A 14,531-nucleotide genomic window follows, 5' to 3' on the forward strand; every position below is an offset into this window, starting at 1 on the left:
TTATCAGAATAACTGATCGAAGTTGAGGCTTACATAATACAAGCCGCCGACTGCCGGTGAGCCGTATGCCTGCACGATGTACCGGTTGCCGATGTTGGAACCGCCCAGTTTTACCACTGTTTTCAGGTCGGGAATGCGGTAGCTGACCTGCGCATCCACCAGGTTGTATGCCTGCACTTTGCCGGGCAGCATTTCAGTGAATGTTCCATACCAGTCAAAAGCGCTCTGCCAGTGCCAGGCTATGTTGAAACCCAGTTTGTCGGTCAGTCTTGAATTTCCGAACACTACATTCGTTTTCCATTTCGGTGTGTTAAAAGCCGGAATGTTGTTCGGATCAGCGTTTCTGATGTTGAAATCAATATAGGTTGCGTTGCTACTGATCTTGTAATTTTCTGGCATGGAATAAGTAATCCCTGCACTTACACCCTGGATCGAAACCTTGTCGGCGGCATTGGTATACAACTGGAACAACTGCCGGTCTGCACCCAGCAGCTCGGCAGCGGCCGCGGGATTCACCGATCCGTCTGCAAGCAGGATATTCGATTTTGCCCTTGCCACCACGGTATTGATCATAAAATCGGTATACTGGCTAAAATAATAATTTACATCAAACAGTACCTTTTTGCTGATCAGACCCTTGTAGCCGATTTCATAGCTTTTAACCTTTTCTGACTTGATATACGGCACATTGGATTTAACCAGTTTGTCTTTGTTGTTGGCAACGGCCTGTGGAAACGGCGTTCCTTTCTGCATATCTGCACCAAACGCATTGGCAAATGCAGAAAAAGAAGCAATGGTTACCGAATTTTCATATGCATTCAGTCCCTGCGAGTTCACTGGAGCGCCACCCAGAATAATGATGGGCCCGACGTTCAGCTTGATATACTGATCGCCGATTGTCGGGTTTCGGAAACCTGTCTGGTAAGAAGCGCGGAAATGGTGGTCTTCAGACGGTGAAAATACAGCCGAAGCTCTTGGCGTAAAACGTCCGGTGAAGTTTTCGTTTTTGTCATACCTGCCCGATAACGTCAGTTTCAGATGATTTTTCCAGAATGATCGGGAAGCCTGCGCAAATACGCCGTATTCTTCGTTGGTCAGCTTTTTGTCCTTGTCATCAAAGAGCGTCCCGCCGGTATTGAGGAAGTATTTTCGGAAGTTGCCGCCTACCTGAAAGTTGATTATTTTGAATACCGGGCTGAAATCGTACATGCCTTCAATATGCCGCAGGCTGCACTGACTCAGTATGCCCGCTCCGGCCAGGCCGCGCGTCCGGATCAGTCTTTCCCGGGCAGCATCATATGCCTCCGATCCGGGCAAAATTCTTCCTTGGTCCGCAAATGAACGGGCCGTATTGTGATCATGCGGCGTAACGCCGGTAACAATGCCTTTGTATGCGGCAGCATAGCGTTCAAACCATGTCGCGTCCGCCTTTTCCGGTGCTACCGTAGTGCCGTTCAAATCTTTAACCCATGTTCGGTTAATGTGCTGCCCCAAAGCCCGGGTGTTATAGGAATTGGTTGAATACTCGTGATTGGTGTACGCACGCAGATAAAAATTACTGCCTTTGAGTTCCAGCCTCTGCTGTACGAATTTGAAATCATTGATCACAAAGCGGTTGCTGCCGGTATACTGCGCCGTCCCCTGATTGTAGTTTCCCTGATAAATCAATTCCAGCTTGCTGGTAATGCGGTAATGCAGCGCCCCGTTCAGTTTCAGACTGTAGACGCCGTAGGTTGCAAGGTCTTTTTCTTCATATCCCGTGCGTGACACCCGGCCGATATCGGGCAATGTCTGCGCCACTTCGTCACCATATATGTTCAGCTGGTTTTTGCCGGGATTCTGAGGTCCGCGGTTTGCAGCCGGCGTATTGGGATCGATGTCTGTATAATCGTTGGCATACCAGTCCGTTCCTTTCAGATAGGATGCATTTAACTTGAAAGCAAGCCTGTCGTTAAAAGCTTTGGCATAGCGCACGGCCAGGTCGTACAACGGCTTTGCACCCTGACCGGTGCCGTCTCCGATGTGATTTATGCCGAACTTTGTCTGAGCACTCAGCCCCTGATATTTAAAAGGATTTTTAGTACGGGTATTGAGCATTCCGTTAAAAGCAATCGGGCCATATAATGCCGAGGCTGCCCCCGGAATCAGTTCAGCACTTTCGATATCGATGTCATGCGGGCCAAAAAGATTGCCCATTGCAAAACCCAGTCCGGACGGCTGATTGTCTACTCCGTCGACCAATTGTAAAAAGCGGCTGTTGCCCGTTGTATTGAAGCCCCGGGTATTGATTTGCTTGTAAGTAAGGCTGCTTGTGACCATATCCAGCGACTTCATGTTCACGAGACCGTCGTAAAAATTGGCGGAAGGGGTTTGCTGGATCGTGCGGGCATCCATTTTTTCAATACTTACCGGAGAACGCATGATGTTTTCCTCCACGCGGGAAGCGGATATGACGACCTGATTGAGTTCCTCAATAACGGGTTTCAAATAAATTTTCAGGATTTCACCGGAAGAAACTTCCTTTTCCAGCCGTGCATAGCCAACCAGCGAAATGACCAATGTTGCCGGAACAGAGGATTTCAGTTCAAAATATCCGTCCGGGCCGCTGACAGTACCTCGGGTGGTTCCTTTTACGGAGATGGAAACACCTGAAACGGGTTTTTCGGATTCCTGATCGTAAATATGTCCGGAAATTCCGGTGGCCTGTGCGCGTGCCAACTGTATACAACATACGTAAAGCAGCAAAAAGCATAAATATTTTTTCATAGTCTGTTTTCAAATTTTGAGAAGGTGGATTCTATTTCAAATGATCGTAACCGTTTGGCAGCCGGTTGTAGCCATTACTAACCAGCCTTTCTCCAAGTCCTTTGTAGAAATCCGGATCAGTCGGTGCAACGGTCGCCATTCCGTCTACATAGCGGTTGTACAGACTAAACAAGGCTGCAATAAGTACCGTATCATGAATTTCCAGGTCGGTAGCTCCATGATGCTTTGCTTCTGCAATGGATTCGGAAGTCACTGCTTTGCCGCTCACCTGAACCAGTTGGGCGATTTTGAGCAATGCTTTCATTTTGTTACTCACAGGAGCTGCGTCAATATCCTGCTTCATAATGTTGCAGGTCTCCGTATCGCCCAGCAGCAGGTCCGCAGCCGCAGTATGTGCGGCGGTACAAAACCTGCATTCGTTTTGGTGTGAAACGATGGTGGCAATCAGCTCGCGTTCGCCGGGTGTCAAGGTGGATGGGCCTCTCAGCAAAAGCTGGGTCAGCATGCGAATGGGCTGCGCACTTTCCTGGCTGTACTCGAGTAATCCTGTAATGCCCGGCAAGTGCCCGGGCAGCGGTATATGTGGCATTCGGATTGATTTTTAGAAGTAAAATGTTAATTGGCTGTTTCATTCACGTTTCTTACATATCCTGTAAAGGCCATACGCTTCCCCATTTCACGATATGCTTCGTTTTCCAGCGGAGCCCACGTACCAAGCCCGTCCACATACCGGTTAAACATACAGAATGCCGCAGCAATAAGGACGGTATCATGAATGGCCCGGTCGTCTGCGCCATGGGTGCGTGCAGCAGCTACATCTTCCTCTGTAACCTGCCTGCCGCTTTTCTGCACTTTGGCTGCTATGTTGAGCAATGCATGCAGCTTTGGAGTAATGGCTATTTCCTGAAAACCGTGCTTGATGTCATCGATTAAAGCCAAATCACATTTCAGGTGCGCCATTGCAGCGGAGGCGTGGGAAGTATGGCAAAAATGGCAATCGTTCAGGTGCGATACGTAAGCTGCGATCAGCTCGCGTTCTCCGCTGGTTAGAGGAGATTCTCCTCTCAGTAATGTTTCAGCGAGTAACTGCAGCGGAACGGCAGTTTCAGGTCTGAAATTGAATAATCCGACTATGCCCGGAAGCGTTTCATCGGGCAATGAAATATGTGCCATGTTGGAAAGGGTAATCTGTTCAGGTTATTTTTTGCTTTGATGCTTTGCTTTGATGTGTCTTCACATCAAAGCAAAGAACTTTCCTCTGGAAGAATAGCTGCATCGAAAATGCATGATATACGTGATGTTAGGGCACATCCCGTGCGTACATGCAAACAGCAGGCAATCAAACCAGTAAGAGGAAAAAGAAAAATCAGCTAGAACAGATCCGGAGGCGGGAACGGGATTGCGGCAGGTATTTCAGGCAAAACCAAAAACAGAGAAGGGAACACAATCCTGGTATTTTCAAACCATTCCAGCACATAAACTACATGCTTGCAGCCATGATTCATATACTCTTTCAGAAAGTTTTTCAGAATCACCGAGCGGGAGCCCTGTTCGGAACCGGTATAATCGTCGCTGACCTGATCATTGATTCTGGAGACAAGATCGTAAAAACGTTCACGCGCGTACTGATCATATTCGCAGACTACCAGAAGTGTGTCGTTGATGAGCTGCTTGCTCTTCAGCTGGTAAAATTTACCTTCATGCACAATCTGGCCCTCTGCCGGCTGCGGAAATTCCCAGTTGTTCTGATAAGGTACAGCCACAGGCATTCTGATGACGATATCCTGTGATCCTGTCGATTGCTGAATAAAATCTTTCCCCATGGCACTGACCGTCTGCCTGTCTTCCAAGAGATAGACTATTGAGTAGCCTACCATATTGTAAAGCAGCAGCACGAAAAGGAATATGGGGATAATCCTGCGCAAGGTGAAAAAAGGAGTAAATTCCCTGAATGATGCAAATGTATAAAAACAAAGGAATCCTATTCAAATTTTCACATTATTTTTAGAAAAAATAGAATAAAAAGCTGTTCCTATGCATCCGATCTGTAAACAAGTGTGGTACAGTACGGTTTTCAATGGCTTTTACAACCGCTTCTGACACACTGTGAACATGCAGTTTCTAATACAGCCTTTTTACATGATTATGGACGGTATGAACCGGAATGAACAGGTCTTCGGCAATCATTTTATGGCTACGCCCTTTACGAGTTTGGCCAGCATTTCCGTTTCTTCAAAGGCTGTCTGCATGATGATGCTGGTTTCGGGATCATGCTGTTTCAGCAGCTTTTTCCCTTCTATCCCGCCGACCCTGGGCATATTGATTTCCATCAGCACGACAGCGGGCGGATCAATGGCATAGCCTAAGCTGATTAATTTTCAGTGGATTGCAAGGTATTTATTTAAAGAAATTCAATCCGTAACTGGTCTGTTCAGCCGGTTCAAACTACCGGTCTAGAATACAAAGCGCAGTTTGGTCCCTTTTCCGATTTCCGAAGTAATCATCAGCGTTCCTTTCAATGCATTTGCCCTGAACTGCATGTTATTGAGCCCGTTTCCGCTTTTGGCTGCCGCCACCGGATCAAAACCTTTTCCGTCGTCTTCAATGACCAGGTGTATCTGCTGATTGCCGGTTGTCACTGTGATCCACACGTTTTTACCTTCTGCATACTTGGCAATATTGTTAAGGGCCTCTTTGTAAATCAGATAGAAATCACGTCTTCGCTCCATTTGCAGTTTTATCTTCGATAGCGCCTCGTCGAATTGAAAGTGCAGCATATAACCTTTTGCTTCAAAAAGCTGATATGCATGTTCGCGCATTTTAATGATGATGTTATCAAATGAATCGTTTTTGGTATTGATATTCCAGACAATGTCGTTCATCGATTCCATAATTTCAGTCGCATGTTCCGTGATTTTTTTCAGTAACGGTTCATTGTTAAAGGTTTTGCTACCGACCTGTTCATGAACGATTTTCGAGTAAATGGCAATGGTACTGATCGATGACCCGATTTCGTCGTGCAGGTCACGGGCAATGCGGTTCCGTAGCCCTTCCAGCCGCATAATCTGGTTGATCCGGTATTTATAAAATGCATAACTCGACGATAGGATGCTGACTGTAACCAGGATATAGAACCAATACGTACGATACCACGGAGGAACGATCACAAGCAGAATGGATGCTGTTTTGACTCCCCATGAACCGTTTTTGAACTTACCCTGCACAACAAACGTATATTTTCCGGGATCAAGATTCGTGTAAGTCGCTTCGTTTTCTTTTTCTGCATAAATCCAGTCCTTGTCAAATCCCTGCATTTTATACCGGTAAACAATCCCCTTTTTTGCCCGGAAGTCCATTCCGGCAAAGCCGAATGTAACCACGTTTTGTGTGTAACGCAGGGTTATGGCTTTCACATAGGAAATATTCTTTCTGATCGGCGATCCCGGCCTCGTAAAATCGACCGGCTTGTTGAACAAACGAAAATCCGTAAACATCACATTGGGCGGCGGCAGTGGCTTTATTTCTTTCGGGTCAAAATAGTTCAGGCCGTTCAGGCCGCCGAATACAAATTTTCCTGCCGATGTTTTAAGATAGGAATACCGGTTAAACTCATTTCCCTGCAGGCCATCCTCCTCGTTGAAGTTCCTGATATTTCCCGACACAGGATCAAATTCGGTAAGTCCGTTGTTGGAGCTCAGCCACAATTTCCCGTTGTCGTCTGGTAAAATGCCATAAATTACGTTATTGGGAAGTCCGTTTTTGGTACTGAATTTAACGAACAAACCGCTTTTTTTATCCAGCCGGTTAAGGCCTCCTCCTTTCGTCCCGATCCATAAATATCGGTCCGGATATTGCATATCTCTTGTCAGGGCAATTACAAAATCATTACTCAGCGAACGGCTGTTGCCCTTCTGATTTGTATAATGCCGGTTCATTTTCTCAGTTTTTGTGTCAAAACGGTATAATCCCTTGATGGTTCCAAGCCATAGCAAGTGATCATCTTCATAAATGCATTGCAGAAAATCGAAGTCCAGCATGAATTGGATGGAAGGGTATGCAAAGCGTGAAAACTCCCTGGAAACAGGATCAAACCGGACAAGGTAATTTCTGTAACCCATCCATAGCTTGTTATCTCGGTCCGTATACAGCGGAAACGGTGTTGACTCGATATCATCATAAGGAACACTGTATTTTTTCCCTTTTCCCGTTTTCACATCATGCCGATAAATCGATCCCGACATGCCAATCCAGATATTTCCCGAGGAATCGCTGGCGAGCGGAGAAACGGAAAGTGCCGTCATGTTCTGTTTTTCAATTTCCCTGATTCCGGCAATTTTACCGCCGAGATAAAGATTTCCTTTTTCCAGCCTCACGGTCTGGAGCTGATGCGTCAGAAGCGTTTCCCGATTTACTTCGAGAATCTGGTAAATGCTGGTTTCCGGTAATACATGATGAAACTGTTCCGAGTACGGATCATATTTGAGCAGGCCGTACCCGCCCGAGGCAATCCATACAATCCCGGTCCGGTCTGTATAAAAAGCAGTTGCTATTTCCAGTATTTTCATCTGTGAAGGATACGATGAGTATACATACCTTTCTGTACATGTTTCAGGATCAATCAGCTTAACCTGTCTCCGATCGTTTGTCCAAATGCGGCCCTGTTTGTCGATTGTCCAGCCCGGCAATTCCCTGATGGTTCCGAATGCGGGCTGAGGATCAGAAAAATTGTATTTCAGAAACCGCAAGGATTGGTGGTCATTTACATACAAGATATGACGGACTGTATCTTCCAGAATTTCAGGAATCGGGAAAGTAGCCCTGGTGCCAAACCGGAACCTGGAAACCAGTGTATAGTTTTTTCCATCTCTGCTGAATTGCAGTTCCCATATATGCGTATGCGTGGTAACCAGAACCCTGTTTTTGCTGTCTACAAAAACTTTCTCCGCCCAGAACGCTCCTCTGTGCTGCTCAAAATCATTGTCCAGTCGGATATGCGTGAAGATATGATTCCCGTTTTTTTCAAAGACAAGTCTGTCAAGGCCGCCTTTGGTTTCGATCCAGAGCGCTCCGCTTTTGTCTTCGGTAATCTTGTTGATTTCATCCGACCTGATGCTGTTGTTATCACCCTTGCGGAAGTGCTTCGCGGTTTCCGTTTCCCGGTCGAACAAATCGATTCCGTGATTTCGGGTTCCAATCCATAGCCGTCCTTTTGAATCCTCAAAAATGCAGGACAGATCGTTGCCGCCAATGGAAGTGGAATCTTCCGGATCGTGATGATAGGTTGTTATTTTGGTTCCGTCATACCGGTTCAGCCCGTCGCTTGTGGTGATCCAGATAAACCCGTTCTTATCCTGGGTAATATCGCTGACAAACCCTTGTGAAAGACCATCTGTAATGCCAATGGATTCAAATTTCAGAGGCGGTGCAAGCTGGGCTGATGTATGGGTATTGATAAATAATACACACGGAAAAACAGCAAATGTGATCGTCTTTTTCACAGCCAGCAGTACACGCACAATACAGAAGTTCTTAGCCGACAATATCGCAAATGTTCTAAAAATTGACCTAATTTTATTCAGAAAACCGGCATGAGCAAGCTGTTGAGTAATATCCTGTTGCTTTCAGCGACAAATTAATACATAAGTCGTATTCATAGGTTGGCCGTGCATTGCAGCTGTTCGTATATGGATTGCTACGTGCCGGCAAGTTCCATGGAAATTCCTGATTTCATAATCCAGCACAACCTTGAAAACACACGTCCAGCATCATGAATGCCGTTGAAAACAAAATGTGATGACGGATAGTAAATCCAGTACCGGTCATCATGCTGCTGGCAACATTTTTTTATTAAAAGGTATTATGAAAACGATAACCGCACTCATGCTCATGATGATCACCATGGCCGATCAGCCCCGCAAGGTACTGCTGTTTTATAATGCCGAAGGCGAACAGCAATGGAAAGCCCAGATGAAGGTACTGGAAGCAGCCAGAAAAGAAGTCAGTGAAAGGGATATTGAAATTACGTCCGTTCCCGGCTCAGCCCGGTATGCAGACCAATGGAAAAAATGGAAAATCGACACCTCCGAAGCATTTACTTTTATTTTGATCGGGCGGGATGGCGGCGAGAAACTGAGGTCAAATGAAATGGTAAAAACCAATCAACTTTTCGGGCTGATCGATGCCATGCCTATGCGCAAAAGAGAAATGGAAAGTGAACATGAAAAGCCGTGATGCAACGGCCAATGCTCATTTTACAAAATCTTCACGCATCGGTGTAAACATATCAATCAGTACGCCGGCTTCCTTGCACACGGCTCCATGCATGACATTGGATGGAATATAGTAGCCGTCTCCGGCCTTTAAAATCTGTTTCCTGTCCCCGATCGTAATTTCAAAAGCGCCGCTTTCCACATAGCTCATCTGCGTATGAACATGCTTGTGCGGCGTACCGATACCGCCTTTTTCAAATTCGATTTTCACCATCATCATTGTATCATCGTAGGACATGATCTTGCGTTTCAGGCCACCGCCAAGGTCCTGCCACGAAATTTCCGAATCGACAATAAACTGTTTTCCTTTTGCTTCCATGGACGGAGATTTGGTTTGTGCAAATGATGGATTGGTTAACAATAAAGCGGTCACCAAAGTTAAACATACCTGTAAAAGCCTCTTCATAGTTCGGTTCGGATAAGGAGTAAATCGTCTGCAAAATGCAGGCAAATGTATACTTTATATTCTGAACCCGGTTTTTTATGCCCGATTTTTAGAATGAGAAAATAAAGGCGCATGTAATCAGAGTCGTTCGTGCTTGGATATCACGCCCGGAATTTTTGGATATGAATGTAATTTCAACCAAGTTACTGTACCTTTTTACTGACACAATGTACGGTTCGGACGGGCCGGTTATATGACACCGGATCTCGGAGGCATGGAATTTTTGCCATTGAAATTACATTTAAAAACAGACTTATGAATACTGAAAAAGCCATTCTGGCAGGCGGCTGCTTCTGGGGAGTGGAGGAATTGTTCAGGCACCAGCCGGGCGTGATTTCGACGGTTGTCGGATACACTGGCGGCGATGTACCCCATGCTACTTACCGGAACCATGGAACGCATGCCGAAGGAATTGCAATTACATTTGATCCGGAAAAATTGAGTTACCGGAAACTGCTGGAATATTTTTTCCAGATCCACGATCCGACTACAAGGAACCGGCAAGGCAACGACATAGGAACTTCCTACCGTTCTGCTATTTTTTATCTGGACGAAAACCAGCGCGATGTCGCCAATACGCTGATTGCAGAAATGGAAGCATCCGGAATATGGCCGGGCAAAATTGTTACCGAAGTTGTTCCTGCTACGGACTTCTGGAATGCAGAAACGGAGCATCAGGATTATCTTCAGAAACATCCGGGCGGCTACACCTGCCACTTTGAAAGACCAAGCTGGAAGCTGAGCTGAATTCCGATTGGTATTAAAACCGGCGTTAAGCTCCTTTTAACGCCGGTTTTTTTAATTTCTTACGTGCCCTAATCATACTTATTCAACCTTCCTTTTGGAAAAACGACACTTCAACTATCATTGAAAACTGATGATTATCTGTAACATTTAGAAAAAGCAGTTGCCATTTATTTACGGGATTTAGGTTCAAAAATGACACGAGCCATAAAGCTCATTCCGTCGGTGCGAAAGTTTGTCGGAATTCCCGTAACCAGTCCGAGTGCCAGATTTGAAGAAAGAACCAGCTTCATTTGAGGACGTAAAACCGTATGGCGGCTCATGGAAGAAAACTCGTCGTTAACCTCTACACCCACAAAGTTTCCGTCAGGAAGCACATAATGCATACTTGCATTGATCTGATAATACAGTTCCCGTTTCGATTCTTCAGGTGTGAATTCCCATTCCGGACCGGTATAGATCATCGTATTTATTCTGTTGCCAAATTTTTTGGCAACGATGAAAAACGGACTGATGGAATTCCCTTTCAGCATGCCCCGGCCATGATCCATTGCGTAAAAAGAATGTGCACGAAACTCATGCATGTACCCGCCAGCCATAGACATCTGATGTTTTCCGGAGACCAGAAAAGTATACTGAGCAGCCAGTTTCAATCCTTCAACACGGTTTTTAGGCACTTCGATTCCTTCCTTTTTACCGGCATTCCTGTAAAGCGCAAACGGGACTTCCACTTCCAGTCCAAGCCTGTTCATGGGAGAAAATTCATATTCAACGAAGGAGTGATTGATGGTGTAATCTTTATGCCCTTCGACTCCATACCCGACGTTCCACTCTTTCTCCCCTTTTCTGGCTCCAAGATCACGTATGAGGTCCATATAAAGCGGCTCGGCATGACGGATTTTCAGAGGTTTTACTTTCTGTACGGAATCGGTCTGCGCCAGAGCGGACAAACTTGCGGCAGCAAATAACAGCGTATTAATAAGAAAATTTTTCATGCCTTTATTGTTTTTTTACAATGTTAAAGGCCAAAACCGGAAGAAATTGGGAATAAGTAAATCAGCTCCGGAGGAGCATCATGAAAATTAATACATAATCAGGAGGCCCCGCCGGGGCCATCACAATTAATAACATCACCTTTGCTATAAACAGGGCGCCGCGCTGCGGCGAGTTGTTTATAGCAATGAAGCGGTTTTTGGATATAATCGAAAAGATGAATTCTGGATACCAAAAAAGCAGCTCCGGAGGAGCTGACTGTTTATAGCAGATGAAATAGGCGAAAACTATGTAGCTCCGCAGGAGCTTCCTGGCATTGACACATGATTAGGAGGCCCCGCCGGGGCCATTATAATCAATAACGTCACCTTTGCTACAAACAGGGCGCCGCGCTGCGGCGAGTTGTTTGTAGCAATGAAGCGGTTTTTGGATATAATCGAAAAGATGAATTCTGGATATCAAAAAAGCAGCTCCGGAGGAGCTGACTGTTTATAGCAGATGAAATAGGCGAAAACTATGTAGCTCCGCAGGAGCTTCCTGGCATTGACACATGATCAGGAGGCCCCACCGGGGCCATCACAATTAACAACGTCACCTTTTGCTACAAACAGGAGGCCCCGCCGGGGCCATCACAATTAATAACATCACCTTTGCTACAAACAGGGCGCCGCGCTGCGGCGAGTTGTTTGTAGCAATGAAGCGTTTTTGGATATAATCGAAAAGATGAATTCTGGATATCAAAAAAGCAGCTCCGGAGGAGCTAACTGTTTATAGCAGACGAAATGGGCGAAAGTTATGGAGCTCCGCAGGAGCTTCCTGGGATTGACACATAATCAGGAGGCCCCGACGGGGCCATCACAATTAATAACATCACCTTTGCTTCAAACAGGGCGCCGTGCTGCGGCGAGTTGTAAAATAATGAAGCGGTTATATTTAATAAAAATGTAATTAACACATTAATATGCTGTTCGTGGGTGCTGTCCTGATTGTAGACCTTGCTTAAAGTCATGGAAACAAGCCGGAACAAACGGATACAATCCGGCATCGGATGACGATAAGTAAATAAATGTGAATGCATCATCAATAATTTACTTAAATTATCAGGGCAAAATCCAAAAACAATCATGAAGGCAAGCCTGAGCTTACTTTTATTGATTAGTGGTCATATGAATGATTGATTTAAAAGAACAAATTGATTTATTGTGCCGGAATAATACTGACACCTGATCATTAAACTAATTATTGCGTATGCTTCAGGATTCTTGCAAGAATAATCTTCTGCAACTTGAATCCTGCTGACAATACTCTAGTAAGTTTATCCGAAACACATTGGTCTGTTCTCGCAAGCTTCCCTCCCGTTTTGAAAAATTACCAAATATTTTATTCGCTTGTTTTAAATCTTCATGTATCGGCATTCTGACGAAGGCTCTGGTACAAGATTTATTGTAAGCGGTAAAATTTTTTGAAAGAGCTGATAAAAAGTTCTTTGTACCTAAAAAAGCGGTTATGAAAAATTCTATTAACGCTGTTGAAATCTGGGGAGGGTTAGAATGTACAATTAACCGGGTTAACGACAGTTACTTTGATCAGTTGGAATACGCCGGGCATTATACGCGGGATGAGGACATTGGCATGATCAGTTCACTTGGGATCAAAACCCTGCGGTATCCGGTATTGTGGGAAAGGCATCAGCCGGAGGTGGATACGGATATAGACTGGAGCGGCACGGAAATGAAACTTCATCAGATCAGACAGTCCGGTATGGAAGTCATTGCGGGTCTTGTGCATCACGGAAGCGGGCCCCGGCATGTTAATTTCTTTGATGGCAGTTTTGAAAAAGGATTAGCGGATTACGCAAGGCTTGTAGCGGAAAAATTTCCCTGGATTCATTACTATACTCCTGTCAACGAGCCACTTACTACTGCAAGATTTTGCGGGCTTTACGGGCATTGGTATCCGCATCATTGCGACGAACTCAGCTTTTACAAGATACTATTAAGTGAATGCAAAGCCATAGTGATGGCCATGCAAGCCATTCGCGAGATAAATTCATCTGCCGAACTGATTCAGACGGATGATCTTGGTAAATGTTACAGTACACCTTTGCTGCAATATCAGGCCGAGTACGAGAACGAACGCAGATGGCTTTCCTATGAGCTCATCTGCGGATCACTTACGCCAGATCATTTGATGTGGAAACGTCTTGTGAAAGTTGGTATCCATCCCGAAGAACTGTACTATTTTCAATCAAATAACTGTAGACCTGCAATTGCCGGCTTTAATTATTATATTACTTCTGAACGCTATCTGGATGAGAACATTTACAAGTATGACCGTCAGTTTCATGGTGGAAACGGCATTCACACTTACAGTGATATTGAAGCAGTAAGGGTTCCGCTTTCCGTGGAAAACGGCCCGAAACTGCTGATCCGGGAAGCCTGGGAACGTCTCGGAATTCCGATTGCCATTACAGAATGTCATTTATACAGTACAAGAGATGAACAAATGCGCTGGTTTTGCCAGATGCTGGATACAGCCGTAGCTTTAAGAAAGGAAGGAATTGATGTGCGGGCTGTCACGGCATGGGCCATTCTTGGCTTGTATGGCTGGAACCGGCTTGTAACGCAGCCCTGGGGCGATTACGAAGCCGGCATTTTCAATGTTACGGGCGGTCAGGTGCGGCCAACTGCACTGGCAGCGATGATCAAAATGCTTGCCGGCGGATTACCCTTTCAGCATCCGGTTCTGGAAACAGAGGGCTGGTGGCAACGCAGAATACGGCTGCTTTCTACCTGCAGTGATCATTTTACCGATGAAACCGAAGAAAGAGAAAGCGCCTGTCAGCCGTTATTGATTCTGGATGAGTCCGGCACATTTACAAAAGCGATGGGAAAAATCTGTGGAGACAGGAACATCCGGTGGATTTCCATGGATACCCGTGACATGGCACCCGAATATGCATCTTATGAATTGGAGATAAAACGCCTTAATCCGTGGGCTGTGCTCCACAGTCCTGTCGACTTTACCAATCCCGCTTTGCATGAACAGAAACTCGCAGCCCTTGCCGGCTTATGCGGTGAACTGGATATCCGGTTTCTGTTATGGCTGTCAAACGAGGACTTTGACGCTCATGAAAATATCCTCGCTGCAAACCCGCATGCATTAATATTATATGCTTCATCGCATCCTGAACAATCATTCCATTTACTACATGAGGCACTTAACATGCTGCTGGATGAAACCACAGGCGTACACTATATGGAAAGTGGTACGATCCTGGAACGCGCATCAATCTGAGAAAAAGTAAAACAGCA

Annotated in this window: 12 protein-coding genes; 3 read left to right on the forward strand and 9 right to left on the reverse strand. The window is 45.5% G+C overall.

Annotated features, from left to right (window positions below; genetic code table 11):
* Positions 1 to 3 precede the first annotated feature (3 nt).
* From FEM33_RS14020 to FEM33_RS14045, 6 genes are all read right to left on the reverse strand, one after another.
* Positions 4 to 2,766, reverse strand: a complete 2,763-nt coding sequence (locus FEM33_RS14020; RefSeq protein ID WP_139012623.1) for a TonB-dependent receptor — start codon at positions 2,764 to 2,766, stop codon at positions 4 to 6.
* A gap of 31 nt (positions 2,767 to 2,797) precedes the next feature.
* Positions 2,798 to 3,355: a carboxymuconolactone decarboxylase family protein gene (locus tag FEM33_RS14025; RefSeq protein WP_139012624.1), complete on the reverse strand. Its 558-nt coding sequence runs from the start codon at positions 3,353 to 3,355 to the stop codon at positions 2,798 to 2,800.
* Between the two features lie 26 nt (positions 3,356 to 3,381).
* The gene (locus FEM33_RS14030; RefSeq protein ID WP_139012625.1) at positions 3,382 to 3,939 is read right to left on the reverse strand and encodes a carboxymuconolactone decarboxylase family protein; all 558 of its coding nucleotides are present in this window, start codon (positions 3,937 to 3,939) and stop codon (positions 3,382 to 3,384) included.
* A 197-nt stretch (positions 3,940 to 4,136) separates the two neighbouring features.
* Complete coding sequence (locus FEM33_RS14035) at positions 4,137 to 4,691, reverse strand: hypothetical protein (RefSeq protein WP_139012626.1); 555 nt, start codon at positions 4,689 to 4,691, stop codon at positions 4,137 to 4,139.
* A gap of 258 nt (positions 4,692 to 4,949) precedes the next feature.
* Positions 4,950 to 5,102 carry a response regulator gene (locus tag FEM33_RS14040; protein ID WP_374756431.1) on the reverse strand — a complete coding sequence of 51 codons (153 nt, stop codon included), beginning with the start codon at positions 5,100 to 5,102 and terminating at the stop codon, positions 4,950 to 4,952.
* Positions 5,103 to 5,219: 117 nt separating this feature from the next.
* A complete protein-coding gene (locus tag FEM33_RS14045; RefSeq protein WP_161597123.1) occupies positions 5,220 to 8,306 on the reverse strand; it encodes a sensor histidine kinase in 3,087 nt (1,028 codons plus the stop codon).
* 319 nt (positions 8,307 to 8,625) lie between these two features.
* On the opposite strand from FEM33_RS14045, the gene FEM33_RS14050 reads away from it, so the two are divergent.
* Positions 8,626 to 8,997: a DUF4174 domain-containing protein gene (locus FEM33_RS14050; RefSeq protein WP_161597124.1), complete on the forward strand. Its 372-nt coding sequence runs from the start codon at positions 8,626 to 8,628 to the stop codon at positions 8,995 to 8,997.
* Between the two features lie 15 nt (positions 8,998 to 9,012).
* Here the strand turns inward: FEM33_RS14050 and FEM33_RS14055 are convergent, their stop codons facing one another.
* Positions 9,013 to 9,354, reverse strand: a complete 342-nt coding sequence (locus tag FEM33_RS14055; protein ID WP_139012780.1) for a cupin domain-containing protein — start codon at positions 9,352 to 9,354, stop codon at positions 9,013 to 9,015.
* A gap of 381 nt (positions 9,355 to 9,735) precedes the next feature.
* Here FEM33_RS14055 and msrA point away from each other — a divergent pair, with 381 nt between their 5' ends.
* Positions 9,736 to 10,227 (forward strand): peptide-methionine (S)-S-oxide reductase MsrA, encoded by a 492-nt coding sequence (gene msrA / locus FEM33_RS14060; RefSeq protein ID WP_139012630.1) that lies wholly within the window; start codon positions 9,736 to 9,738, stop codon positions 10,225 to 10,227.
* Positions 10,228 to 10,394: 167 nt separating this feature from the next.
* Here the strand turns inward: msrA and FEM33_RS14065 are convergent, their stop codons facing one another.
* Complete coding sequence (locus tag FEM33_RS14065; protein ID WP_139012631.1) at positions 10,395 to 11,219, reverse strand: HAEPLYID family protein; 825 nt, start codon at positions 11,217 to 11,219, stop codon at positions 10,395 to 10,397.
* A 791-nt stretch (positions 11,220 to 12,010) separates the two neighbouring features.
* Complete coding sequence (locus FEM33_RS14070; protein ID WP_139012632.1) at positions 12,011 to 12,343, reverse strand: hypothetical protein; 333 nt, start codon at positions 12,341 to 12,343, stop codon at positions 12,011 to 12,013.
* Between the two features lie 380 nt (positions 12,344 to 12,723).
* On the opposite strand from FEM33_RS14070, the gene FEM33_RS14075 reads away from it, so the two are divergent.
* Positions 12,724 to 14,514: an FAD-binding oxidoreductase/lyase gene (locus tag FEM33_RS14075; RefSeq protein ID WP_139012633.1), complete on the forward strand. Its 1,791-nt coding sequence runs from the start codon at positions 12,724 to 12,726 to the stop codon at positions 14,512 to 14,514.
* Positions 14,515 to 14,531: the final 17 nt, after the last annotated feature.

Source organism: Dyadobacter flavalbus (assembly GCF_006149045.1).
In the GTDB taxonomy this organism is placed as follows: domain Bacteria; phylum Bacteroidota; class Bacteroidia; order Cytophagales; family Spirosomataceae; genus Dyadobacter; species Dyadobacter flavalbus.

Bases quoted from the DNA above. Each gene is read 5' to 3' on its own strand.
- FEM33_RS14020 (WP_139012623.1), bottom strand. From the start codon at position 2,766: ATGAAAAAATATTTATGCTTTTTGCTGCTTTACGTATGTTGTATACAG.
- FEM33_RS14025 (WP_139012624.1), bottom strand. From the start codon at position 3,355: ATGCCACATATACCGCTGCCCGGGCACTTGCCGGGCATTACAGGATTA.
- FEM33_RS14030 (WP_139012625.1), bottom strand. From the start codon at position 3,939: ATGGCACATATTTCATTGCCCGATGAAACGCTTCCGGGCATAGTCGGA.
- FEM33_RS14050 (WP_161597124.1), top strand. From the start codon at position 8,626: ATGAAAACGATAACCGCACTCATGCTCATGATGATCACCATGGCCGAT.
- FEM33_RS14055 (WP_139012780.1), bottom strand. From the start codon at position 9,354: ATGGAAGCAAAAGGAAAACAGTTTATTGTCGATTCGGAAATTTCGTGG.
- msrA (WP_139012630.1), top strand. From the start codon at position 9,736: ATGAATACTGAAAAAGCCATTCTGGCAGGCGGCTGCTTCTGGGGAGTG.
- FEM33_RS14065 (WP_139012631.1), bottom strand. From the start codon at position 11,219: ATGAAAAATTTTCTTATTAATACGCTGTTATTTGCTGCCGCAAGTTTG.
- FEM33_RS14070 (WP_139012632.1), bottom strand. From the start codon at position 12,343: ATGATTGTTTTTGGATTTTGCCCTGATAATTTAAGTAAATTATTGATG.
- FEM33_RS14075 (WP_139012633.1), top strand. From the start codon at position 12,724: ATGAAAAATTCTATTAACGCTGTTGAAATCTGGGGAGGGTTAGAATGT.